Source organism: Allobosea sp. Tri-44, from assembly GCF_004123845.1.
In the GTDB taxonomy this organism is placed as follows: Bacteria; Pseudomonadota; Alphaproteobacteria; order Rhizobiales; family Beijerinckiaceae; genus Allobosea.
This window is the reverse complement of record NZ_NBDP01000030.1, coordinates 43,973-64,966: the sequence shown is the minus strand read 5'-3', so window position 1 is coordinate 64,966 and position 20,994 is coordinate 43,973. Positions and strand designations below refer to the sequence as shown.

21 protein-coding genes and 1 tRNA gene are annotated in these 20,994 nt (G+C 66.6%); 11 read left to right on the top strand and 11 right to left on the bottom strand.

Features of this window, described 5'->3' with window-relative positions:
- The first annotated feature begins 1 nt into the window (after position 1).
- Together B6S44_RS16700 and B6S44_RS30065 are read left to right on the top strand one after the other, a co-directional pair.
- Positions 2 to 1,714 (top strand): serine protease family protein, encoded by a 1,713-nt coding sequence (locus B6S44_RS16700; RefSeq protein ID WP_129158019.1) that lies wholly within the window; start codon positions 2 to 4, stop codon positions 1,712 to 1,714.
- Positions 1,715 to 1,786: 72 nt separating this feature from the next.
- Positions 1,787 to 1,909 carry a hypothetical protein gene (locus tag B6S44_RS30065; protein WP_282568186.1) on the top strand — a complete coding sequence of 41 codons (123 nt, stop codon included), beginning with the start codon at positions 1,787 to 1,789 and terminating at the stop codon, positions 1,907 to 1,909.
- A gap of 315 nt (positions 1,910 to 2,224) precedes the next feature.
- Here B6S44_RS30065 and B6S44_RS16695 read toward each other — a convergent pair whose 3' ends face one another.
- Together B6S44_RS16695 and B6S44_RS16690 are read right to left on the bottom strand one after the other, a co-directional pair.
- Entirely contained in the window at positions 2,225 to 3,946 is a 1,722-nt protein-coding gene (locus B6S44_RS16695; protein ID WP_129158018.1) for a caspase family protein, read from the bottom strand.
- Positions 3,947 to 4,034: 88 nt separating this feature from the next.
- Positions 4,035 to 4,319 carry a hypothetical protein gene (locus B6S44_RS16690; protein ID WP_129158017.1) on the bottom strand — a complete coding sequence of 95 codons (285 nt, stop codon included), beginning with the start codon at positions 4,317 to 4,319 and terminating at the stop codon, positions 4,035 to 4,037.
- Positions 4,320 to 4,427: 108 nt separating this feature from the next.
- Between B6S44_RS16690 and B6S44_RS16685 the strand changes: the two genes are divergently transcribed.
- Positions 4,428 to 4,913 carry an MgtC/SapB family protein gene (locus B6S44_RS16685; RefSeq protein ID WP_129158016.1) on the top strand — a complete coding sequence of 162 codons (486 nt, stop codon included), beginning with the start codon at positions 4,428 to 4,430 and terminating at the stop codon, positions 4,911 to 4,913.
- A gap of 317 nt (positions 4,914 to 5,230) precedes the next feature.
- Positions 5,231 to 5,857 carry a transglutaminase-like cysteine peptidase gene (locus B6S44_RS16680; RefSeq protein WP_129158015.1) on the top strand — a complete coding sequence of 209 codons (627 nt, stop codon included), beginning with the start codon at positions 5,231 to 5,233 and terminating at the stop codon, positions 5,855 to 5,857.
- Between the two features lie 112 nt (positions 5,858 to 5,969).
- On the opposite strand, the gene B6S44_RS29670 is transcribed toward B6S44_RS16680, so the two are convergent.
- Complete coding sequence (locus B6S44_RS29670) at positions 5,970 to 6,707, bottom strand: hypothetical protein (RefSeq protein WP_206735181.1); 738 nt, start codon at positions 6,705 to 6,707, stop codon at positions 5,970 to 5,972.
- 580 nt (positions 6,708 to 7,287) lie between these two features.
- On the opposite strand from B6S44_RS29670, the gene B6S44_RS16665 reads away from it, so the two are divergent.
- Together B6S44_RS16665 and B6S44_RS16660 are read left to right on the top strand one after the other, a co-directional pair.
- Positions 7,288 to 7,719: a hypothetical protein gene (locus B6S44_RS16665; RefSeq protein ID WP_129158014.1), complete on the top strand. Its 432-nt coding sequence runs from the start codon at positions 7,288 to 7,290 to the stop codon at positions 7,717 to 7,719.
- Between the two features lie 131 nt (positions 7,720 to 7,850).
- Positions 7,851 to 8,789 (top strand): T6SS effector amidase Tae4 family protein, encoded by a 939-nt coding sequence (locus B6S44_RS16660; protein ID WP_129158013.1) that lies wholly within the window; start codon positions 7,851 to 7,853, stop codon positions 8,787 to 8,789.
- A 112-nt stretch (positions 8,790 to 8,901) separates the two neighbouring features.
- On the opposite strand, the gene B6S44_RS16655 is transcribed toward B6S44_RS16660, so the two are convergent.
- Together B6S44_RS16655 and B6S44_RS16650 are read right to left on the bottom strand one after the other, a co-directional pair.
- Positions 8,902 to 9,531, bottom strand: coding sequence for a Vgb family protein (locus tag B6S44_RS16655; RefSeq protein ID WP_129158012.1), 630 nt, complete (start codon positions 9,529 to 9,531; stop codon positions 8,902 to 8,904).
- A gap of 38 nt (positions 9,532 to 9,569) precedes the next feature.
- Entirely contained in the window at positions 9,570 to 10,790 is a 1,221-nt protein-coding gene (locus B6S44_RS16650; RefSeq protein ID WP_129158011.1) for a helix-turn-helix domain-containing protein, read from the bottom strand.
- A 118-nt stretch (positions 10,791 to 10,908) separates the two neighbouring features.
- Between B6S44_RS16650 and B6S44_RS16645 the strand changes: the two genes are divergently transcribed.
- From B6S44_RS16645 to B6S44_RS16630, 4 genes are all read left to right on the top strand, one after another.
- On the top strand, positions 10,909 to 11,352 hold the full coding sequence (locus B6S44_RS16645) for an SRPBCC family protein (RefSeq protein ID WP_129158010.1): 444 nt from the start codon (positions 10,909 to 10,911) through the stop codon (positions 11,350 to 11,352).
- A gap of 251 nt (positions 11,353 to 11,603) precedes the next feature.
- Positions 11,604 to 12,716, top strand: coding sequence for a branched-chain amino acid ABC transporter substrate-binding protein (locus B6S44_RS16640; protein ID WP_129158009.1), 1,113 nt, complete (start codon positions 11,604 to 11,606; stop codon positions 12,714 to 12,716).
- A gap of 155 nt (positions 12,717 to 12,871) precedes the next feature.
- Positions 12,872 to 13,072: a hypothetical protein gene (locus tag B6S44_RS16635; RefSeq protein WP_129158008.1), complete on the top strand. Its 201-nt coding sequence runs from the start codon at positions 12,872 to 12,874 to the stop codon at positions 13,070 to 13,072.
- Between the two features lie 95 nt (positions 13,073 to 13,167).
- Positions 13,168 to 13,258: transfer RNA gene (locus B6S44_RS16630), tRNA-Ser, on the top strand.
- A 153-nt stretch (positions 13,259 to 13,411) separates the two neighbouring features.
- Here B6S44_RS16630 and B6S44_RS16625 read toward each other — a convergent pair.
- The 6 genes from B6S44_RS16625 to B6S44_RS16600 all read right to left on the bottom strand — a co-directional run bounded on the left by B6S44_RS16625 (position 13,412) and on the right by B6S44_RS16600 (position 19,869).
- Positions 13,412 to 14,695 carry an MGH1-like glycoside hydrolase domain-containing protein gene (locus tag B6S44_RS16625; RefSeq protein ID WP_129158007.1) on the bottom strand — a complete coding sequence of 428 codons (1,284 nt, stop codon included), beginning with the start codon at positions 14,693 to 14,695 and terminating at the stop codon, positions 13,412 to 13,414.
- A 15-nt stretch (positions 14,696 to 14,710) separates the two neighbouring features.
- A complete protein-coding gene (locus tag B6S44_RS16620) occupies positions 14,711 to 15,760 on the bottom strand; it encodes an ABC transporter ATP-binding protein (protein ID WP_129158006.1) in 1,050 nt (349 codons plus the stop codon).
- A 10-nt stretch (positions 15,761 to 15,770) separates the two neighbouring features.
- Positions 15,771 to 16,577 (bottom strand): carbohydrate ABC transporter permease, encoded by an 807-nt coding sequence (locus tag B6S44_RS16615; RefSeq protein WP_129158005.1) that lies wholly within the window; start codon positions 16,575 to 16,577, stop codon positions 15,771 to 15,773.
- Entirely contained in the window at positions 16,574 to 17,428 is an 855-nt protein-coding gene (locus B6S44_RS16610) for a carbohydrate ABC transporter permease (protein ID WP_129158004.1), read from the bottom strand. Before B6S44_RS16610 ends, B6S44_RS16615 begins: the two co-directional genes overlap by 4 nt.
- 81 nt (positions 17,429 to 17,509) lie before the next feature.
- Positions 17,510 to 18,787, bottom strand: coding sequence for an ABC transporter substrate-binding protein (locus B6S44_RS16605; protein ID WP_129158839.1), 1,278 nt, complete (start codon positions 18,785 to 18,787; stop codon positions 17,510 to 17,512).
- Positions 18,788 to 18,855: 68 nt separating this feature from the next.
- Positions 18,856 to 19,869: a substrate-binding domain-containing protein gene (locus tag B6S44_RS16600; RefSeq protein ID WP_129158003.1), complete on the bottom strand. Its 1,014-nt coding sequence runs from the start codon at positions 19,867 to 19,869 to the stop codon at positions 18,856 to 18,858.
- Positions 19,870 to 20,040: 171 nt separating this feature from the next.
- Here B6S44_RS16600 and B6S44_RS16595 point away from each other — a divergent pair, with 171 nt between their 5' ends.
- On the top strand, positions 20,041 to 20,970 hold the full coding sequence (locus tag B6S44_RS16595; RefSeq protein WP_129158002.1) for a lipid kinase: 930 nt from the start codon (positions 20,041 to 20,043) through the stop codon (positions 20,968 to 20,970).
- Positions 20,971 to 20,994 lie beyond the last annotated feature (24 nt).

Here is a 20,994-nt window from a genome sequence, read left to right as displayed (position 1 = left end):
CATGAGCTTGCAATTCGCACGAGCGCTCCTGATTGGAACATCGCTATTGATATCAGCGCCTGTCTCCGCGGGAGAATGTGCCCTTAAGAGCCCCGAGCACGCAGTTTTCGACGTGGTCGAAAAACCAGCCGACCAGAAGGTCGGAACAGCGTTTGTCATCGATGCCGATCAAGCGCTGTTTGCCACGGCCTACCACGTGCTCGCGCTCGAAAGCGGCCCAACCGCGGGGCGAAAGCTCGTCCTCAAGCGCGGAAACTTCGAAGCCGATTTCGAACGCGTTGTTTCAGGCAATAACGCGGGTCTTCTGCATGAAGATTGGGCTATCCTCAAGGCAAGACTTAAAGAGCCAAGTCTCGGTCTTCATCCATATCCGGCCATGCATGTGGCCTATGATCGTCCGACCGGCACCGAGCTTGTCGGATCGAACGTATTCGTGACGTCAGGTGCCATCAGACAAATAGTCGGAGCCGAATGGTCCGGCGCCGATGATCCGGTTAAAGCGTGCGATGCAACGAACGTCGTAATGCTTGAAATCCCGTCCTATGACCGCGGCTTTAGTGGGTCTCCCGTATTTGGGGAGCAGCAATGTGGCATTCTTGGCCTGTCGAGCCGGTTTATTCTGCCAGCGAACGCAAGCTCTCCCGGTTTGAAAGAGGCGGTTCGTGCATTTCAGCAATATACGAAAAGGGTAGATGCCGCAGCTGGCGCCAAGCTGGATCTGGACAAGCTGACGCTTGAGCAAAATCACACTCTTTTGCGCGAGTTGGTTAAAGATAAGGTTCTTGTTAAAGTTGTGCCATCGCGATGCATTGTTGATGGCGTCGTATCTGAAAGTTATAGAAATAAGGCGTCGTCGATTGGAAGGCTCATAAGGCAAGATTACTCGGAGCTGGTCAAAAAATTGATTCAGGTCATATCGCGAGTGGATCTCGACGATCCTGAATCAACAGTAATGACTATGGCGATGGTAAAAGAAACGAAATTGCGCTGGGTTGATCTGCTGCAGGTCGTGGCCGCTTTTAGAAGTGTATCATCCGAGAAAAAGCTCGAGCAAAAGAATTATTTTAATGTATTTACGTCTGCAATCACCGAAAAACAGGCATTGCTGAGTTATAGGTTGGTCGATTTTTCGTATAAGCGTGCCGCCCTGATTTCTCAGTCGAATGAACCGGATATTCCCGTGATGAACAGTTTCGACGATACAATTTTGTCCCTTATCAAGGAAAATGCGGGCGTCGGCGCGATCGAGACGATACGCATCGAAGAAAAATCTCTCGTCGGAACGAATTTCAGCCCGGATAGGCGCATCGCCCTGGGCTTCGAACTGAGTCAAGTCGCTGAAAAAGCATCGCTGCCGGCCAGCGCAAGGGAGATCGCTCGGAAAGCGAGCGTAAGCTACATTGCGTCTGGTCTCGCCGATGAGAGCAGAAATATCCCGGATAACAAGAAGGCGAATGCCGACCTGAAGGGTGAGGCACTCGCGCGGCTGGCAAGGTCGCTTATCGCGACCACGACCGAGGAATCAAGCGTCGTCGCGGACTTGCAGGGTCGTGTTGCCAGAGCCGCGCTGGAGCAGCAACAACTCAGTGTTCAGGGTCGAAAACTGGCAGCTGAAGCTATTGCTAACGCTGAAGCCACTAAATATTCGAGCATGCCGCTCCATCCGTATTTGACTATGCCACCGCTCAAATTCCAGATGTTGGCTACCAAGTGAAGTGTCCATTGGGGCGCCAGTTTCACCCCAACCTCCGATCCCGCTCATCCACGATCCGCTCCACCGTCGCTGATGCTCCGCCAGCAGCTCCTGCAACGGCCCGATATCCCGGAACGCCCGCTGGTCCTGCTCTTCCTCGCCCTGCTCGTCCCAGGCGGCGATCGCCTCGTCGGCGGCGGCGAGGTGATCGGCTGACGGGGAGGGTGGTGGCGTAGCGCCGGCTTCCTCGACAATGCGCAGGGCAATCTGGCGGCGCAGCTCGTCTGCGCGTTGGAGCATCGGCTCGAGCGGGTCGGTGTAGGGCATCTCTCGAACCTTGTTCCGTTGGTCCGGAACGGACAAGCCGCTCGCGGCAATATCTCGCTTCCTCGCGAGTTCACGCTATACGGGCGATCGCTGCGGGGAGGGCGCCATGAGCTTCGGAAACTGGCCGAGATGATCGACCATTCGATGGCTGCTCGTTTGTCCCGTGGGCTCCCAAATTAGTGTAGCCGACGCCTACACCAGCCCTCACCGCCCGCTCGCCGGTGTCGCTGGGCGCGCCGGATCGGTCGCGAGCGGCGCGGTGTGGTGGCCGGGCAGCACAACCGTGTTGCCGGCGGCGTAAAGGAGGCAGGAGCCGGTCGCCCCATCGCGGGCCGGGTCCTCGTTGCAGACTTTCAAGGCCTCGGTCTCGGCTGCGAAGGCGCTGGCTGCCCCGGTCTTGACGAAGATGCGGCCTAGCGGGTGGATCGCCATCGCCTTCGGTTCGCGCGCCCGACCATAGCCGGCAATGTCCGCTTCCTTGCGCCGTTCCGCCGTGATCGCCGGCACCTTGTCGGGGCGATAGGGCCCATCATGGCGCAGCCGCTCCATCTCCCGGCGCTGCCACTCGCCGCCTTGTTGCGGCGTGCGGAACACCTCGTTCACGGCGAGGAGGACGCAGGGCTCGTCGTTGCGCAGCTGGCAGCGCTCCAGGACCAGTTCCTCGGCCGCCGCTGCGGAGGGGCTGTCGGAGACGCGAAAGCTCCGCTGCTGCTTCGGCGATACCGCAATGGCGCGGTGCTGCTTGCTCTCCTGGTAGGCCTGCAAGGCGCGCCCTTGCGCTTCGAGGCGCCCGCGGGGAACCGGATGGTCGAGGCTCAGTACGCTCAGCAGCAGCGCCTCCCGCCCCTCCGGCGTCGCCGGATCGAGTGCCGTCGCGCTGTTCGCGTCGGGGCGGCGCAGCTCGGGCGAGCGATTGCGCTCCATCTCCTCCAGCCGGTTACGCGCCAGCGAGGCGAAGACACCGCTCGGGAAGCGCGCCAGATAGGCACGCAGATCGGCCGGATTGCGGCTGCTGCGCACGCTTTCCCAGAACACCGTTTCGGCGCCGGGTGACGATGCGCCAGGGGCAGAAGCCGCCGCAGCGGGAGGGGCTGCTGCCACCGGAGCCGGCGTAGAGGCGGCCGCGGCGCGGAAATAGAAGCTGCCCTCCAGCGCCGAGTTCTCCCAGGGCACCTGGCGCCCTTGCGTGGCCTCGCGGACCTCGCGCCTGACCTCGGCCATGAGCTGGCGGATCTCCAGCCCCGGCGTCTCGATGCGCTTCAGCAGTGCGGTGGTGAACGGGCTGTTCCGGCCGCGGCCATCATCGGCCACCGTGCCCGGCGCGGTGGCGAAGGCGAGCAGCGTCCCGACCGTGGCGCTCGCCTGGCCGAGCCCGGATGCTGCCGGCGCGCCGCGACCTGAGGCCTGCAGGCGCTTGCGGAAGGGATTGTCGCGGCAGGCGTCGAGGACGAGGATCGAGAGCCGCGCCGCGCCGTCGAGCTGTTCGAGCACGCTGTCGAGATCGAGCGCCTCGAAGCGCAGGTCGCGGTCGCTGCGGATTTCCGCGGGCGCGGGCAGGAGCCAGTTGCGCCCGGAAGCCTCGAGCCCGTGGCCGGCGAAGAAGAAGAACGCCGCATCGGCGCCGCGGGCGCGCTGGCCGAGGCGCCTGACCCCGGCTTCCAGCGCCAGCCGGTCGGGGTCGACCAGCGTTTCCGTCTCGAAACCGAGGCGATCAAGCACCGTACCGAGGTCTCGGGCATCGTTCGGGGGATTGGCGAGCGCGGGTACGTTGCGATAGCCGCCGACGCCGACGATCAGGGCGACACGGCGCTCTTGCTGCGCGAGGGCGGGAGAGGCGGCGAGAAGCAATCCGAAGACGAGCAGGAACAGCCGGCGCTCGGCCCTCCGGCAGCGCCACAGTCCCCTCAGCACATTGCCGAACCGCATGGCGCGACCCCAGCTCGCAACCTCTCCGTCAGAGTCGCATTTCGGCAGGCGGGCCGCAACACGCGATGTCCTGATCCCTCCCGGACTGTCAGGAGAGGCGTCTGTCCTGCAGCTCGCCGATGCGCTCGATCATGTCGCGATGCTCTGCCAGCAGCTCCTGCAACGGCCCGATATCCCGGAACGCCCGCTGGTCCTGCTCTTCCTCGCCCTGCTCGTCCCAGGCGGCGATCGCCTCGTCGGCGGCGGCGAGGTGATCGGCTGACGGGGAGGGCGGCGGCGTGGCGCCTGCCTCTTCGACGATGCGCAGGGCGATCTGGCGGCGCAGCTCATCTGCGCGTTGGAGCATCGGCTCGAGCGGGTCGGTGTAGGGCATCTGTCGAACCTTATTTCGCCAATCCGGGCCGGACAAGCCGCTCGCGGCAACACCTCGCTCCTTCGCGCGTTGACGCCCCACGATCAATCGCTGTGGGGGGAGAGTGGCATGGATCTCGGGAGCATGGGTTTCGACATCTGGGGCGAGATCGATCTGTTGTTGCGGCTGCTAGCCGGGATGGCGGCCGGGATCGTCGTCGGCTGGGAGCGCACCGGCCGGCAGAAGGCGGCCGGCATCCGCACCTTCGGGCTCGTCGGCCTCGGCACCGCCGCCGCGGCGACCATCTTCAGCCAGCCGCATGAGATCGACGCCGCCAGCCGCGTCGTGCAGGGCCTCCTCACCGGCATCGGCTTTCTGGGTGCCGGCGTCATCGTGCTGCGCGAGGGCCACACCACGCCGCAGGGCCTGACCACGGCGGCGGCGATCTGGCTCACCGCGGCTCTGGGCTGCGCCGCCGGGCTCGGCGACCATGCGATCGTGCTGTCGGCGACCGTGCTCGCCTTGGGCCTACTCGTCGTCGATCATTCGATCGAGCGCCGGGCCGGACGGCCGCGGCAGCCCGGAGAGGGCGGCGGCGGCGACGGAGCCGCCTGACCCGCCGAAATTCGCCGTGCCGCCGGTCCGATTTCAGCGTCGGAAACCCGCTCGCTTTCACGAATAAAATCCGGTCGTTGACGAAAATAGCTCACCCAGCGCGCGAGGGCGCGCGCTGCGGCGTTCTGTTCACGGGGGCGCTTTCAGCCTTGGCGGACCTACGGGAATTCGCCACAGCATTCATGCTGGCCGTGCGAATCTCCCGCGCTTTCTCATCACAGAATTGCCTTCTTTCTTAAGCAAAGGCGCCCATCCTTCGACCGGCCGTTCCCGCGATCTCCCCTTGCAAGGCGGACCATGACGATGTGGTTTCGACCATGACGACGCCTGTCTCCATTGCGACATGGACCATCGGTGTCGCGCTGCTGGTCGGAACTCTGCCGGGCCCTGCCCAGGCCGAGCAGCTCGCGGCGAGAACGCGCGGGTCCGCTTCGCCGCCGCCGGCATTCGTGAGTTTCTGCGCCAGGAACCCGGCGGAATGTCGAAGGTCCGGGGCCGTGACGCGGCAGGTCGTCCTCACTTCGGAGCGCCAGCGCGACCTGCAGGAGGTCAATGCGCGGGTGAACTCCGCCATATCGGAGATCTCCGACCGGGAGCATCATGGCCGCGAGGATGTCTGGAGCATCCCGACCGACGGGCAGGGCGATTGCGAGGATTTCGCGCTGCTGAAGCGCAAGCAGCTGATCGAGCGTGGCTGGCCGTCCTCGGCCCTGTTGATCGCGGTCGTCGGCACGCCCGCCGGCGAGGGCCACGCGGTGCTGATGGCCGCGACCTCCGAAGGGGATCTCGTTCTCGACAACAAGACCTCCCGCCTCCTGCCCTGGACGCAAACCGGGTACCTGTTCTTCACCCGCATGTCGCAGGCCAATCCGCGCGCCTGGGAAGCGATCGATGGTGGCAGTATCGCCGTCACCGCTGCGACCCGGCGGCCAAATCGGCCCTGATCGGGCCGATCGCTTTGCGTTGCCTCTGTTGCTCGCCAGGATCATTGTCCCCCCTGGAGCGCGCGTGATCCGATCAGGCTGGTGCGCAGCCTGATCGGATAGGTGTCCGGGCTCAACGGCTGTTGCCGCTGTTACCGCCGCCGCCGTTGCCTCCGCCGCCGCCCTGGCCGCCACCGCCGCCCTGGCCGCCGCCGCCCTGGCCGCCGCCACCCTGGCCGCCGCCACCCTGGCCGCCGCCGCCCTGGCCGCCGCCACCCTGGCCGCCGCCCTGACCGCCACCGCCCTGGCCGCCGCCGCCCTGACCACCGCCGCCACCACCGCCGCCGCCGTGACCGCCGCCGCCCTGGCCGCCGCCCTGGCCGCCGCCGCCGTGACCACCGCCACCCTGGCCGCCGCCGCCATGACCGCCACCGCCCTGGCCGCCGCCGCCGTGACCACCGCCACCCTGGCCGCCGCCGCCCTGACCACCGCCGCCTTGACCGCCGCCGCCCTGGCCACCACCGCCATCGTTGCCGCCACTGCCGCTGCCGCCGCTATTCGAGTTGCCTGCCGAACTGCCGCTCGAGGCGTTTCCTCCACCGCCATTGGAACCTTCACCGCCGTTGCGGTCGCCTCCGCCGGAGTTCGGAGCGCCGCCCGCAGACAAGGCCCCCGTCGTCAAGGGCGGGCACATCCAGTATTGAGTGCCGCCCTGCTGAATCAGGCTGCAGGCGCCGTTGGGGGCGCGCGTGCGCCTGCCATTGGCGGAAACGGCGTTGTAGTATTCGACATTGCCGGCCGCGGCGCCCTGAGGCGCGGGGGCTGGTGTACCGATCGACGCGGTCGCCAGTGGCGGGCATGCCCACAGCATCTCGTTGCCGTATTGCCCGATGATGCAATCGCGACTCGGTGCCCGTGTCCTGCGGCCGTTTGGGGATACGGCGTTGTAGTATCGCACCCCACCGGCATCTGCCAGGCTCGGTCCGGAGCCAGACGCCGGGACTGCGCTCTGGCGGAACGGGTTGTCGCGCGCCGCCGGATCGCATTCCCACAGCCAGTTGTTTCTGATGAGCTTGCGTTCGCAAGCCCCGTGGGGGCGCGGTGTCGGGGTGCCGTTGATTGCGAGGCCCTCATGATACTCGGGCCACGGGCCGGCCCCTTGCGCGTAAGCAAAGGTCGAGGTGGTGGCGAGAAGTCCCGCAATAAAGATCTTGCTCTGCAGGTATCGCATGACATGCCTCCCGCCCGGGAGGCCGGTAGCCGCCCAGCGCAAAAACGATGTATTTCGGGATGGCCTGTTTTAGATGCCCAAACAGGGCCAATCCGGCACGTTGAGCAATAGCATGCGGTATTGACTTGATTTTATTCTATTCGAGTGAAAGCTTTAGGTCGCTCGAACTAATCCAATGGGATTACTGCTCGGAAGCGCATCGGGGAGGAGGAGGTGAGAGATGATGACGTCTTGGAAGCAGACGATGGTGGCGCTGGCCGCATTGCTGTTCGTCCATCCGGCGCTCGCCCAGATCGGCACGCCGGGCAATGCGCCGCTGACGCCGGGCGGGCCGCGCCAGGGCCTGGGGCCGCCCTCGATCTTCGATCACACGCCGGATATCAGGCTGCATGCCCCGGGAGCCGGCGGCCTCCCGGGTGCCGGCCCGCCGGTCGACTATGGCGGGACACCGCGAACCGCGCCGCGATCACAGAACCCGATCTACATGCCGCGCTATGGCCCGGTCGATGATCCATCGCCCCGGGGCGTGCTCGTGGCGTATTGCAAGACGCCCCGCCGGACCTGCGCTGCGCCGAGCCGGGCTATTGCCGGCGCGCGCTGCTTCTGCCGCCTGCCGAACGGGGCGCGGTTGCGCGGGCGCGTGGTTCGCTAGGTTCTCAGCGTCACTCTGTTGTTGAACCTCCATGGCGCAGGGGCATAATCGCCCACTCGATGGCTTGGACGGCTCGTGCGCGCGAGAGTTCCATGGCGCAGCCGACGTCCTGAACCCTGAAGGGGCGACCGATGACCGGCTTGAAGGACGGCAAGCTTCGTCTGGACGCTGCAAAGTTGATTGCGAGCTACCCGCCCCATTCGGCGCTGCCGGCAGTGATGAAGAAGCACTTCGACAGCCTGAACGCGCCGATAATCAAGGAAAACAAGGAAATCGATGAATGGAACAAGACGCATCCCGGTGATCAGAAGAAGAAAAAGGGCCTGAACACCCCGTGCTGCTTCCAGGTCAGCTGGGCGCTCAACGCCGTCGGGGGCGAGCACCGAGTTCCCTCGGCAAGTCATCGGCGCGGCAATACCCTGCTCGATGGCGGCTACCATCTGGGTGCTGTCGACGAACTGGAAAGCCATCTGACCGACGCCTACGGCACTCCCGAGATCGTCAAGACGCCCAAGCGCAGCACGCGCAAGGCGATGGAGCAGTATCTCGCTGGGCGGCAAGGCATCGTCGCCTATCGCGAGGGCTATGCCGGGGCGCACACCGAAATCTGGGATAAGACCCGCGTCCTGCAGAACGGCGCGCCGATCGCCAACAACCAGAGCGGCACGGCGATGATGAACCTCGACTGGATCTGGGGGCGGCCGATCGTGCTGTTCTGGGAGATCCTGGCGCCGAAGCCGTCCTTCGTCGCGCCGGCATGGCTCGTCGGCTGGTGGCAGATCACCGATTTCCCGAACAGCTACTACTATTACTTCTATCCCGACGGCACGGTCGTCTACTCCAAGACCGCGCCGGGCATGGCCTACTGCCCGGTGCCGAGCGTGGACAATTCGGGCAATTATTCGCTGAAGAGCGCGACCGCCATCCGCATCAAATGGAACGACGAGGACTACAATGCCGAGCTCTTCGGCTTCGTCGCGGGCAAGGACGTCTCGGTCATGGCCGGAACTTATGAAGGCATCGCCGCGCTGCCCTTCGCCGCGACGAAGATGAGCTTCAGGCGCTGGTGAGCGTGGACGCCCCGCGATCGCATCTTCCGCGAGACCGGGACATGCCGGCAGGGCCAGCTCGTGGCCCTGCTGAAAGGTACGCAGCTACCTGGAGCGCGAAGCCCCCCGCTATTCATGCGCGCCTGGCTACTGCCCTGACCACGGCGCTCTTCCCGCCTCCACCGCAGTAGAAGCGGTCGCCGCCGGCCTCCATGCCAGAGACGAAGGTGCCCTCCGGCATGCGCATGGCGTCGAGCACCTTGCCAGTCTCGGGGTCGACCTGCCGGATCTCGCTCTCCTCGTTCTCCCAGGTCGCATGCCAGAGCTCGCCATCGGTCCAGGTCACGCCGGTGACGAAGCGGTTGGATTGCAGCGTGCGCAGCACCTTGCCGGTGTCCGGGTCGATCTGATGGATCTGGCGCTCGCGATAGTGCCCGACCCAAAGCGTGCCCTCCGCCCAGGTGAGGCCGGAATCGCCGCCGCCGGCAGGCGCGGGAATCGTCGAGACCACCCGCCCGCTCTCCGGGTCGATCTTCTGGATGCGGTCCTCGGCGATCTGGTAGAGATGCTTGCCGTCGAAGGCGGTGCCGGCATGGGCGGGCACGTCGAGGCTGCGGACGGTCTCGCCGCTGTCCGGATCGAAGGCGTTGAGCTTGTCGCCGGACGCGAACCAGACGTTGTTGCCGTCATAGCTGACGCCGTGCACGGCCTCGACGCCGGGGAAGGGGCCGTATTCGCGAAGGATCGTGGCTGCCCTGGTCATGAGATGATCTCCTCTGTTTGGTTGGACCGGGACGAGGACTAGCCATCCGGCAGCGGAGCCGGGAGTAACAAGGCTGTCGGGAAACCGGGCACCGGCGGCGTTAGCCATCGCCGCGCCCGTGCCTTGCCGAAGGACTGCACCTTGCCGGTCCCGGCCAGCGTCTCGAGCGCACGCTGCATGTTGCGCTGGCTCACATCGAGCGCCAGCGCCAGCGCCGAGCTCGACCAGGCTTCGCCATCGGCGAGCAGTGCGAGCACGTCGGCGTGCGGCTCCTCCAGCGGCTGCGCCAGCACCGCGACCTCGCGCGCCCGGTGCGGCTTGAGGGCAAAGCCGCGTTTCGTCGCATTGATCTCGGCGAGCCCGTGCAGCTCGGCGCGCAGTCGGCCGATCTCGACCCGCAGGCGGGCACGGTGCGACTCGTCGGCTTCCTTGGCCCGGAAGGCGCGCCTCAGCAGCACCTCGCGTGAGACATCCGCCGGCCAGGCCTCCGCCAGGGTGCGGGCGAGCGAAAACAGCACCGGCCGCGTCGCCAGCGGAACGGCCGTGCCGGCTTCGCGCACGACATTGCGGCAGGCATCGACGACGAAGCCGCCTGAGGCGAGCAGTGCTGCGACCTCGCCCAGCATCAGCGGGCGCTCGTTGCCATGGGCGATCAGTCGCGCTGCGGGTTCATCCAGCACGCGCGCGGCGGCCTCGACCTCGGCCGCCAGCGCCGGAATACGGGCGCGCTCAGCCGCCTCGGCCGCCCGAGCGAATGCCGCGCTAGCGAGCTCCGCTTGCAGCCGCCGCAGCGCGATACCGCCGATCGCAAGCGCCCGCGCCGCCTCCAGCGCTGGCGGCAGCGGTTGCTCGTCGAAACCGGCGAGCACGCGTTCGGCCTCGCCGAGCCGGCCGATCAGCAGCAGCCGGCGGACCTCGATCGTACGGGCATGGGCGGCGTTGAGGCGGTCGCCATGCGCTTCCAGCGTCGCGCGTGCCGTATCGAGCGCCTTCACCGGCCACCCAAGATCGCGCGAGACCAGGGCGATCTCGGCTTCGGCAACGGCGCAGCGGGCTCGTGCCACCGGCTCGCGGGCTCCGAAGGCCTGGCCGGCGCGCTTCAGCAGCGCCTTGGCCCTGGGCAGATCACCGAGCTGTGCCATGGCGATGCCGCGCAGCGCCAGGGCCGGCGCATCCTCGCGCAGCGCGATGCGGTTGAGCGCGGCGAACGGGTCGCCCGCCGCCAGCGCCCGCCCGGCTGCCGTGATCAGCGAGTCCATGCCGAGCTTTCGAATCCCGCCAAACTTGTCACTCCCGCTCCCTGTCGCCCTGCCTCTAGTTCATCTCCCCACGACGGCCGGACGGTTCGTCGCTGGCACCTGACGAGAGGAGATCATCATGCCGGACATCCTGCACAGAGTCGGAATCAAGTCTTCCCCCGAGGCAGTCTACAAGGCGCTGACCACCATCGACGGCCTGTCGCACTGGTGGACCGACGAGACGCGCGGCGACAGCAAGGTCGATGGCGTCGTTCACTTCCAGTTCGGCGAGCGCGGCTTCTTCGACATGAAGGTGCTCGAGCTTGCTCCGGGCAAGCGCGTCCTCTGGCAGGTGGTCGACGGACCGGCCGAATGGATCGGCACGCAGGTCGCCTTCGATATCAGGCAGGAGGGCGAATACACGATCATCCTCTTCAAGCACGAGGGCTGGCAGGAGCCGATCGAGTTCATGCATCATTGCAGCACGAAATGGGGCGTGTTCCTGCTGAGCATGAAGTCGCTGGTCGAAACCGGCCGGGGCGCTCCCTACCCGAACGACGTCAAGATCGACGACTGGAACTGACGCGTCCGGCTCGCACCGGAGCGCTATCAGTATAATCGCGGTGGCCCATGCCACCGCGTTTTTTGTTCGTACGAGGAGTTGGGTCGATCTAACGGCGGCGGGCGCGCGGCGTCATGCCTGCCATGCATTTTTGCATCTGCTCAGAAACGCGCCACGCAGTGCCGCGCCGCCTCGCGCTGGCTTATACAGGTCGCAGGCGATCCGTGGGTCGGGTCGCACGCAAAAAGTGTATGGCTAAAGAGGAGACGCACATGACGCTCAAAGCCCGATTCCTCATCGGAGCAGCCTTTGCCACGGCGCTGCTCGCGGGGGCGCCGGCGCGCGCCGACATCACCATCGGCCTGCTCGCACCGCTGACCGGCGCCGTCGCCGCCTATGGCGACCAGGTCAAGAACGGCGCCCAGGCCGCCGTCGACGCGATCAACAAGAAGGGCGGCATCGGGGGTGAGAAGGTCATCCTGAAGCTTGCCGACGATGCCGGCGATCCCAAGCAGGGCGTCTCGGCCGCCAACCTCCTGGTCGGCGACAAGGTCCGCTTCGTCGTCGGCCCGGTGACTTCCGGCGTCGCCATGGCGGCGTCCGACGTCTTCGCCGAGAGCGGCGTCCTGATGGTGACGCCGACCGCGACCTCGCCGGCCCTGACCAATCGCGGCCTCGACAACGTCTTCCGCACCTGTGGCCGCGACGACCAGCAGGCCGAGGTCGCTGCCAACTACGTCCTGAAGAACCTGAAGGGCAAGAAGGTCGCCATCGTCCATGACAAGGGCACCTATGGCAAGGGCCTCGCCGATTCCTTCAAGAAGGGCATCAATGCCGGTGGCATCACCGAGGTCGCCTATCTCACCCTGAACCCCGGCGACAAGGATCTCGCGGCGGTGATCACCCGGCTGAAGTCGGGCGGCGCCGAGCTGATCTATTTCGGCGGCTACCACCCCGAGGGCGGCCTGCTTGCCCGCCAACTGCACGATGCCGGCGTCAAGGCGACGATCATCGGCGGCGAGGGGCTGTCCAACACCGAGCTCTGGGCGATCGGCGGCGACACCGCGGCCGGCACGCTCTTCACCAACGCGACCGATGCGCTGAAGAACCCGGCCTCGGCCGAGGCCGTGGCGGTGCTGAAGGAGAAGGGCATCCCGCCGGAAGCCTTCACGCTCAACGCCTATGCCGCCGTCGAGGTCCTGAAGGCCGGCATCGAGAAGGCTGGCAAGGACGCCAAGGCCGATGCGGTCGCCAAGGCATTGAAGGCTGGCCTTGAGGTCAAGACCGCGATCGGCACGCTGACCTATGGCAAGACCGGCGATCTGAGCTCGCCGAGCTTCTCCATGTACAAGTGGGAAGCCGGCAAGATCGTCGCGGCCGACTGACGAAGCCGCATCGGACGGAAAGGGAAGGGGCCTGCAGCGTGCCGCGGGCTCTTTTTCGTTGCGGATCGCGATATGCTTCCGTTCTCCTGAACGCGCCGTTCGGGAACCGTTCAGGCGCCGGGCCGTTCAGTCCGGCGATCGAACCGGAATTGCCCATGCCAACCGCCGACGCCGTCGCTGCCACGCAAGCCTTCGCCAAGCCGTCCCTGATCGCGATTCGGCGTGAGGCGGACGGCTACGGCATCCGCTTCGGCCTGAACGAGGCCGAGGATGCGGCGATGCCGGGCCCGGTCTTTCCGACGCTGGGCGAAGCCATGGCCTGGATCGAGCGCATCGACCGCGCCCGCGACCATTGAAGCGGTCTGATCGGACCGATCTTCCCGATGCCTGTCGATCGCGTATTCTGATGACTTGTCAAAGCGGGTCGCGATCGGGCATAGAGCCTTCCAACGGAGACGTGGCCGAGAGGCTGAAGGCACTCGTTTGCTAAATGAGCATACCCCACAAGGGTATCGAGGGTTCGAATCCCTCCGTCTCCGCCATTCTTTTCATTGCGCGATGCCGCCCACCAACCCATCGCGCGGGCTCCGAGTTCGAACTGCGTTCCGAACTCTCCGCCACTTTCCTCGCAAGCCGACCGGATCTGGCTCTAGCTGTGAGCGCCCGATGTCAGGTTTCGGCGCACCCGGCCTGAGCTACAAGCCGCGCTGGCCTCGTGTCGGTTGATCGGTCATCAAAAGGCCGATCGCCGCTGTCCAGGAGAACTGCCCTCCGCCCAAGCCTTCTCCGGAAGTCGGATCGAAATATTCGGCGATGCCGCCGTCTCTCATCAGGGCCAGAGTCGCAGTCCGAATCCGCGCGGCGAGCGCCATGTGTCCATAGCGCGCGAACCCTTCGGCGATCATGAAGTTGACGACCGCCCAGACGGGCCCGCGCCAGTATCGCTTCGGCTCGAAGCGGGGATCGAGCGGCGAGGTGCTCGGCACCGGATAGGGCGCCCTGGCGAGCCAGCTTTCGAGCTCGGCGGCGAGTTCGTCGGCCTGCCGGGCGCCAGGGATGCCCGCGAATAGCGGCAGCAGGCCGGCTGATGTCGATGCGCTGACCACCGTGCCCGTGCCGAGATCGCGCGCCTGGTAGATTCGCCGGTCCTGGTTCCAGAGCCCGGCGAAAGCAGCGGCCCGGCGCGCCATCCGTGCCTCGATCCGGCGGCGTTCCGCGTCGCTGCCGAACTTTTCGGCCAGCACCAGCAGATCCTCATCCGCCTTGTGCAGGATGGCATTGGTCGCGACGTCGACGAGCTTGAAGGGCGAGGCCCGCCACATCGCCGCCGGCTCCCAGCCGAGCCCGGCATAAAGATCGACCAGCGCGATGAAGCGGCGATAGTCCTCGTCGCGCGGGCGCATCTCGGCGCCGATATGGGAGATGTCGCGGCGCCGGATCGGCGTCGTCGGCTGAAGCGTCAGGCGCGCCATCGCCTCGTCCCAGGCCGGGCTGTTGTCCATGCCCGATTCCCAAGGATGCAGGATGGCGACGAGCCCGGTACCTTCCGGATCGCGGGCTCTGTCCCACCAGTCATGCGAGGCGAGCGCGCATTTGTAGAGCCGGGCTGCGCGCGCCTGCGCGTCGGGACCCCGGGCGATCTCGAAGACGTGGCGCAGCGCCGTGGCGAAGACCGGCGGCTGGGTGATGCCTGAGGTCGGGACCGAATGGCGGGTCCGCCAGACGTCCGGTCCCGGGAAATAGTCGTCGCTCGGTGCGTGGAAGACGATATGCGGCACCATGCCGTCATTCCATTGGCCCTCGACCAACCGCTCCAGCTCGCGCCAGGCCCGCTCCTCGTCGAAGGTCGCCCAGCCCATCGCGACGAAGGCCGAATCCCAGTTCCACTGGAACGGATAGAGCCGGTCGGTCGGAACCGTGTAGCCGCCGCGGTCATTGGCACGCAGGATGGCGCGGGCCGCTTCGATATCGATCGTCATCGTCTCAAAGGTCCGTCATTGCGCCTGGATCGCCCGGCCCGATGCCGGATCCATCCAGACCAGTCGTTTCGGGTCGGGCTTGAGGCCGATCCGCGTGCCGGGCTTGTGTCCGCTGCCGGCCGGGGCCGCCACGCGCAGCAGCGTCTGCCCGCTGCGGCCGGTGACGAGGTCATGCGCGCCGAGGGGCTCGACCACCGCGATGTCGAAGGGCAGGCCCTCGCCATCGGCGACCGGCGTCAGGTCCTCGGCCCTGATGCCCATCAGAAAATCGCCGGAGGCCTGCGGCGCCGGCAGGCTCGAGCCGGGCAGCTCCAGCCGTGAATTCACGACAGTGACCGGCAGGAAGTTCATCGGTGGGCTGCCGACGAAGCCGCCGACGAAGGTGGTGGCCGGACGCTCATAGACCGCGGTCGGCCGGTCGATCTGCTCGATGCGCCCGCCATGCATGACGGCAATCCGATCGGCCAATCCCATCGCCTCGGTCTGGTCGTGGGTGACGTAGATCGTCGTGGTACGGGCCTCGCGCAGCACCGCCTTGAGTTCCGCGCGCATCTCCAGCCGCAGCAGCGCGTCGAGATTGGAGAGCGGCTCGTCCATCAGCAGTACCGGCGGCTCGACCGCGAGCGCCCGGGCGACCGCGACGCGCTGGCGCTGCCCGCCCGAGAGCTTTGCCGGATAGCGATCGAGATAAGGCGTGATGTGAAGCAGCTCCGTCGCCTTGCCGACGCGTGCCTTGATGCGTGCTTCGTCGGCGCCCTGCATGCGCAGGCCGAAGGCGACGTTCTCGTAGACGTTCATATGCGGGAAGACGGCATAGTTCTGGAACACCATGGCGAGCCCGCGCCGGCGCGTCGGCACCTCGGTCAGATCGCGCCCGCCGATGACGATGCGCCCGCTCGTCGCGCTCTCCAGCCCGGCGATGATCCGCAGCAGCGTGGTCTTGCCGCAGCCGGACGGGCCGAGCAGCGCCACGAACTCGCCATCGGCGACGGTGAGGTCGATCTGTTCCAGCGCCCGCGTCGCGCCGAAGGATTTGGCGATGCCGTCGATGGTGATCTCGGCCATGTCGTTCTCGTCAGCGGTTGGCGATGCCCCACATCGCGAACAGGTATTTCCGGACCGCGAAGATGAAGGCGAGCGAGGGCAGGATCAGCAGGAAGCCGCCGGCGAAGCGGAAATGCAGCGGCGACTCCGCCAGCACGGTCAGGAGATAGGCGGTGAGCGTGCGGTTCTTCACCGAGAGGACGGAGGCCGCGAAGACCTCGTTCCAGGAGATGACGAAGGCGAAGATCGCCGCGGCCGCAATACCGGGCAGCGCCAGCGGCAGCACCACCTTGCGGAAGGCCTGCCAGCGGCTGCAGCCGAAGACCCAGGCGGCTTCCTCCAGCTCGCGCGGGATCGCCTGGAACAGGCTCGCCGAGACCAGCGCGGCGAAAGGCAAGGCGAGCGCCGTATGCACGAGGCCGACACCGAAGGCGGTGTCGTAGAGCCCCACGCGGATGAAGGCGACCGTCAGCGGCAGCGCCAGGATGGCGAGCGGAAAGGCGCGGGTCAGCAAGATCAGCAGGCGGTAGGTGTTCTGGCCGCGGAAGGAGAAACGCGCCAGGGCATAGCCGGCCGGTGCACCGAGCCCGATCGAGAGGGCCATGCAGGTCAGCGCCGCGATGATGCTGTTCACCATCGCCGGCCAGACGCCCTCGACTGCGAGGAAGGTCTGCAGGGCGGCGAGGGTCGCGTCGCCCGGCCACAGCGATTTCGGCCAACGGAAGACGCCGGTGCGGCCGCCGAACGCACCCAGCGCGATCAGCCAGATCGGCACCAGCACCCAGGCGCAGAGCGCGACGACGCCGGTCCAGAAGACGGTGCGCTTCAGCCCGCTCATGGCTGCTGCTCCGCCGGAACGCGCAGCACCCGGAGGTAGATCGCGGTCGCGGCGAGCGAGATCACGACGATCAGCATCGCATAGGCGGCCGCGACGCCGGTGTTCTGGTTGGCGTTCTGCCAAGTGTAAGCCTCGCCGACGAGCACCGGGAAGTTCGTGCCGCCGATGGCATAGACCACCGCGAACACCTCGAAGGCGAGCACGGTGCGCAGGATCAGCGCCGTCTGGATGCTGGGCTTGAGCAGCGGCAGGGTGATGCGCCGAAAGATCGTCCAAGGCCTGGCGCCGAAGACCTCGGCCGCCTCGCGATACTCCTTCGGGATGAGCTGTAGCCCGGCGACCAGGATGACCAGCACGATCGCGGTAGCGCGCCAGATCTCGGCGAGGACGACCCCGAGGAAGAGCGTGCCCGGCGTCTCGTAGGTCAGCCAGGCGGTCGGCCCGTCGATCAGCCCGAGTCCGTAGAGTGCGCTGTTGAGATAGCCGCGATCCTGCAGGATCGCGAGCCAGACCAGGCCGGCTGCGAGATCGGAGACGCCGAGAGGGATCGTCCAGACCCAGAGCACGAGATCGCGCCCACGGCCGATCTTCTCGATCATCATGCTCATCCCGAGGGCAAGAGCGAGCTGGATCGGCACCACGACGAGGACGAGCAGGAAGGTGTTGCGCAGGGCGAGGCCGAAATTCAGGTCGGACACCATGCGCCGGTAATTGCCTAGCGAGGCGATCCCGCTTTCGCTGAAGGACAGCGCGATCGTCTGCACCAGCGGCAGCAGGAAAATCGCCGTCAGGAAGACCAGCGACGGCGCCAGCAGCAGATAGGGGAGGGCTCGCGATTGGGTTCGCTTCATGGCGGTCCCGGCGGCAGTGCGGAGTGATCGGAAAAAGCGGGCGGCCAGCAGGCCGCCCAGTGGGAGGAACGGCTCTGCGGGTCAGTTCACCGGGCAGGCGGCTTCGCTCGCCTTGTCGGGCGCCCAGCATGGCGCCTTGGTCGCTTCCATCAGGCCCTTGAGTACCGCGGCCTGCGCATCGAGCACCGCGCGTGGGTTCTCGCCACGCAGCACGATGCGCTGGAAGCTGTCGGAGAAGACCTTGTTGAACTCGCCACCCTTGTCGCCGAGCCCGATCGGCAGCAGCGCCGGCAGCGCGTCTTTGGCGCCTTGTGTCTTGGCGACGCCCTCCGCGATCAGCTTGATGCCCGGCGAGAGATCGGCCGGCAATTCAGCCTTCACCACCGGGAAGAAGCCGACCTCGGCCGCGGTCTTCACCTGTGTCTCAGGCTTGGTCAGGTGCTCGATCACCGCGATTGCCCCCGCCCGGTCGGGCGCGCCCTTCGGGATGGCGAGCCCTGCGACGACGGGCATGTAGCCGCGCCCCTTCGGACCGGCCGGCGCTGGGAAGCTCACATATTTGTCGGGCTCCTGCACCAGCGCGTCCTTCAGGCGCGCGACGTGGTCGAACGCGACCCAGACCTCGCCGGCCATCAGCGGCTCCTGCATGAAGTCATAGCTGGTCGAGTTCGGGTTGACGTATTGCCAGAGGCTTTTGAACTTGCCCCACATCGCCTCGGCGTCGGCTGAGCGGAACGGCGTCACCACACCACCGGTGAAGGAGGGGTAGAGATAGCCCTGGTAGAAGCGCGGCATCAGCCCCTTCGGCCCGGCCGGGAAGCCGATCAGGCGCTTGCCGGTCTTCTCGGTCAGCGCCTTGCCCCAGGCTTCGAGCTGGTCATAGCTCAGCGTGTTGACATCGGCGCCGGCCGGCAGCGAGGCGAGCGACTCCTTGCGTGCGACCATGATGTAGGTCGCCTGCATCCAGGGGATGTAGACCTGCTTGCCGGTACCGAGCTTGCCGAGCTCCAGCAGACCCTGCGGAATGCCGCGATCGGCCAGCTTGGCGACGAGGTCGTCGAGCGTGTCGAGATCGCCCGATGTGACGAGCGGCTGGAGCTCGCCATGGAGAGCGCCGGCGACGCTGATTGTGCGCTTGCCGGCCTTGCCCTCGGCCTTCATGCGCACGTCGAATTGCGGGGGTTCCTCGACCAGGTAGGAGACCTTGCCGGGCACGCCCTTCAGCAGGACCTGGCGGACCTTCTGCGCTTCCTCGACCGGCCTGAGCTGCGTCGACAGAAAGTTGACGTCCTGTGCGGCCGCAAAGCTCGCCGACAGCAGGATCGCGACGGCAGTGCCGCCTGCCAGAATACTTTTCATCATCTCCTCCCTCTGCGTTTGCTTTTCCATGCGGCGCTTGCCGGCCGCTTCAGTTCAGGCTCGGATTCTCAGGCTTCTGCGCTCGAGCCCCTCGGGATCTGGCGCAGATCCAGTACGGCGGAGAGTTCGCGCGGATCGCGTCCGCCCATGCGGGCGAGGATCATCGCGGCGAGCCGGGCGCCGACCTCGGCCGGCGGCAGCTCCATGGTGGTGAGGCCCGGTCGCGCATAGGAGGCGGCGGGAATGTTGTCGTGACCGGTGACCGCGATGTCGGGGCCGATGGCGAGACCGGCCTCGGCCACGGCCTGCATCGCTCCGAGCGCCATCCGGTCGGTAGCGCAGACCAGCGCAGTCGGCGGCTGCGGTCCGGCCAGCAGCGCGGCGGCGAGGCGATGGCCATCCTCTTCGGCCGGTTCGCCTTCGGCAAAGAGGCGCTGCGCGTCCTCTTCCAGGCCGGCTTCGGTCATCGCCTGCCGCCAGCCGGCTGCGCGTAGCGTCGCGAAGGTGAGATAGGATGGCGCCGACAGGTGCGCGATCCGGCGATGGCCCAGCCCGATCAGGCGCTTCGTCAAGTCCCTGAAGCCTCCCTCGCCATCGCCGTCGACGAAGGCGTAAGGCTGTTTCGTCTCGGTCCGGCCATGGCAGATGAAGGGCACGCCCTTCGCCTCGAGATAGGCCACGCGCTCGTCGCGCCGGCGCGTTCGGGCGAGGATGAAGGCGTCGGCCCGGCCGCTTTCGACCAGTCGTCGATAGGTCGCCATCTCCTCGAGGCCGGGGCGGGCCGCGAGCAGGATGAGATCGTGATGCTTGGCCGCGAGCTGCTCTCCGATCGCCGCCAGCAATTCCGCGAAGACCGGCTCGTGAAAATGCCCGGGTTGTGCCGGCATCACGAAAGCGACCGTCTCGCCGGTCCCTTTGCGCAGCCGGCGAGCGGCATTGTGAGGGCGATAATTCGCCTCGCGCGCCGCATGGCGGACACGCTCCCGCGTCGCCGGAGCGACATCCGGATAGTCGTCGAGGGCTCGCGACACGGTCGTGATCGAGAGGCCGAGACGTTGCGCGAGTGCCCTGAGAGAGCTCAAAACCGGCCTCCAAAACGTTTTGGAAGCTTATAAAGCCGCCAGCGGGAGTCAAGGAGGCGCTGGAGGCTTTCATCGAGCTCTCCAGGACCGCCCCGCCGCCAGCCATGCGATTGAAACCGGGCTGCCCCGTCCCCACCTGCCTGAGCCGATCACGCTTTGCTGCAGGATCCGATGAATCAACCCACCCGCAAGCGCGCTCTGCTGCTGCGCAATCCCAAGGCGCGGCGCGGCGCTGAGCCGATCGAGCCGCTTCTGCAGCGTCTCGAGGCCGGCGGTCTCGACGTCACCATCGAGACCTTCGAGGCGCTGCCGGAGATCGCCCGCGACATCGTACGGCTGCGTGATCGTGCCGACCTCGTCATCGTCTGCGGCGGCGACGGCTCGGTCTCCTCGGCGGCGCTCGCGGCGATGGAGAGCGGCCTGCCGATGGGCATCATTCCGATGGGCACGGCCAACGACCTCGCGCTGACGCTCGGCATCCCGTCCGACCTCGTCGCGGCTGCCGAGGTGATCGCCCGTGGTGAGACGCGGCCGGTCGATGTCGGCACGGTCAATGGCCACGCCTTCTTCAACGTCGCGAGCATCGGGCTGAGTAGCGATCTGGCGCAGAGCCTCGATCCGGTGCTGAAGAAGCGCTTCGGCCGGCTCGGCTATGCGCTCGCCGCGATGAAGGTCATGACACGGGCGGCGCACTTCAAGGCCAGGATCACCGAGAAGGGCCAGACGACCGAGGTCGAGACCTATCAGGTCGCGATCGGCAACGGCCGGCACTATGGCGGCGGCAACGTCGTCGAGGAGAACGCCGAGATCGATGACGGCCATCTCGATCTCTACAGCCTCGAGATCAGCAATCTCTGGAAGCTGGCGCTGATGCTGCGTTCGTTCAGGTCGGGCACGCACGGCGCCTGGCGCGAGGTGCGCACGGCGCGCTGCGTCGAGTTCGATATCGAGACCAAGCGGCCGATGCCGGTGAACACCGATGGCGAGATCGTCACCGCCACCCCGGCGCATTTCAAGGTCCACCCCAAGGCGATCTCGATCTTCACGCCCAGCGCCGGGGCGGGCGATGCGGCGGCCCGGCCTCATCTCTATCACCGCTGAAGTCGCTCGCCGCCGCGTTCGGCT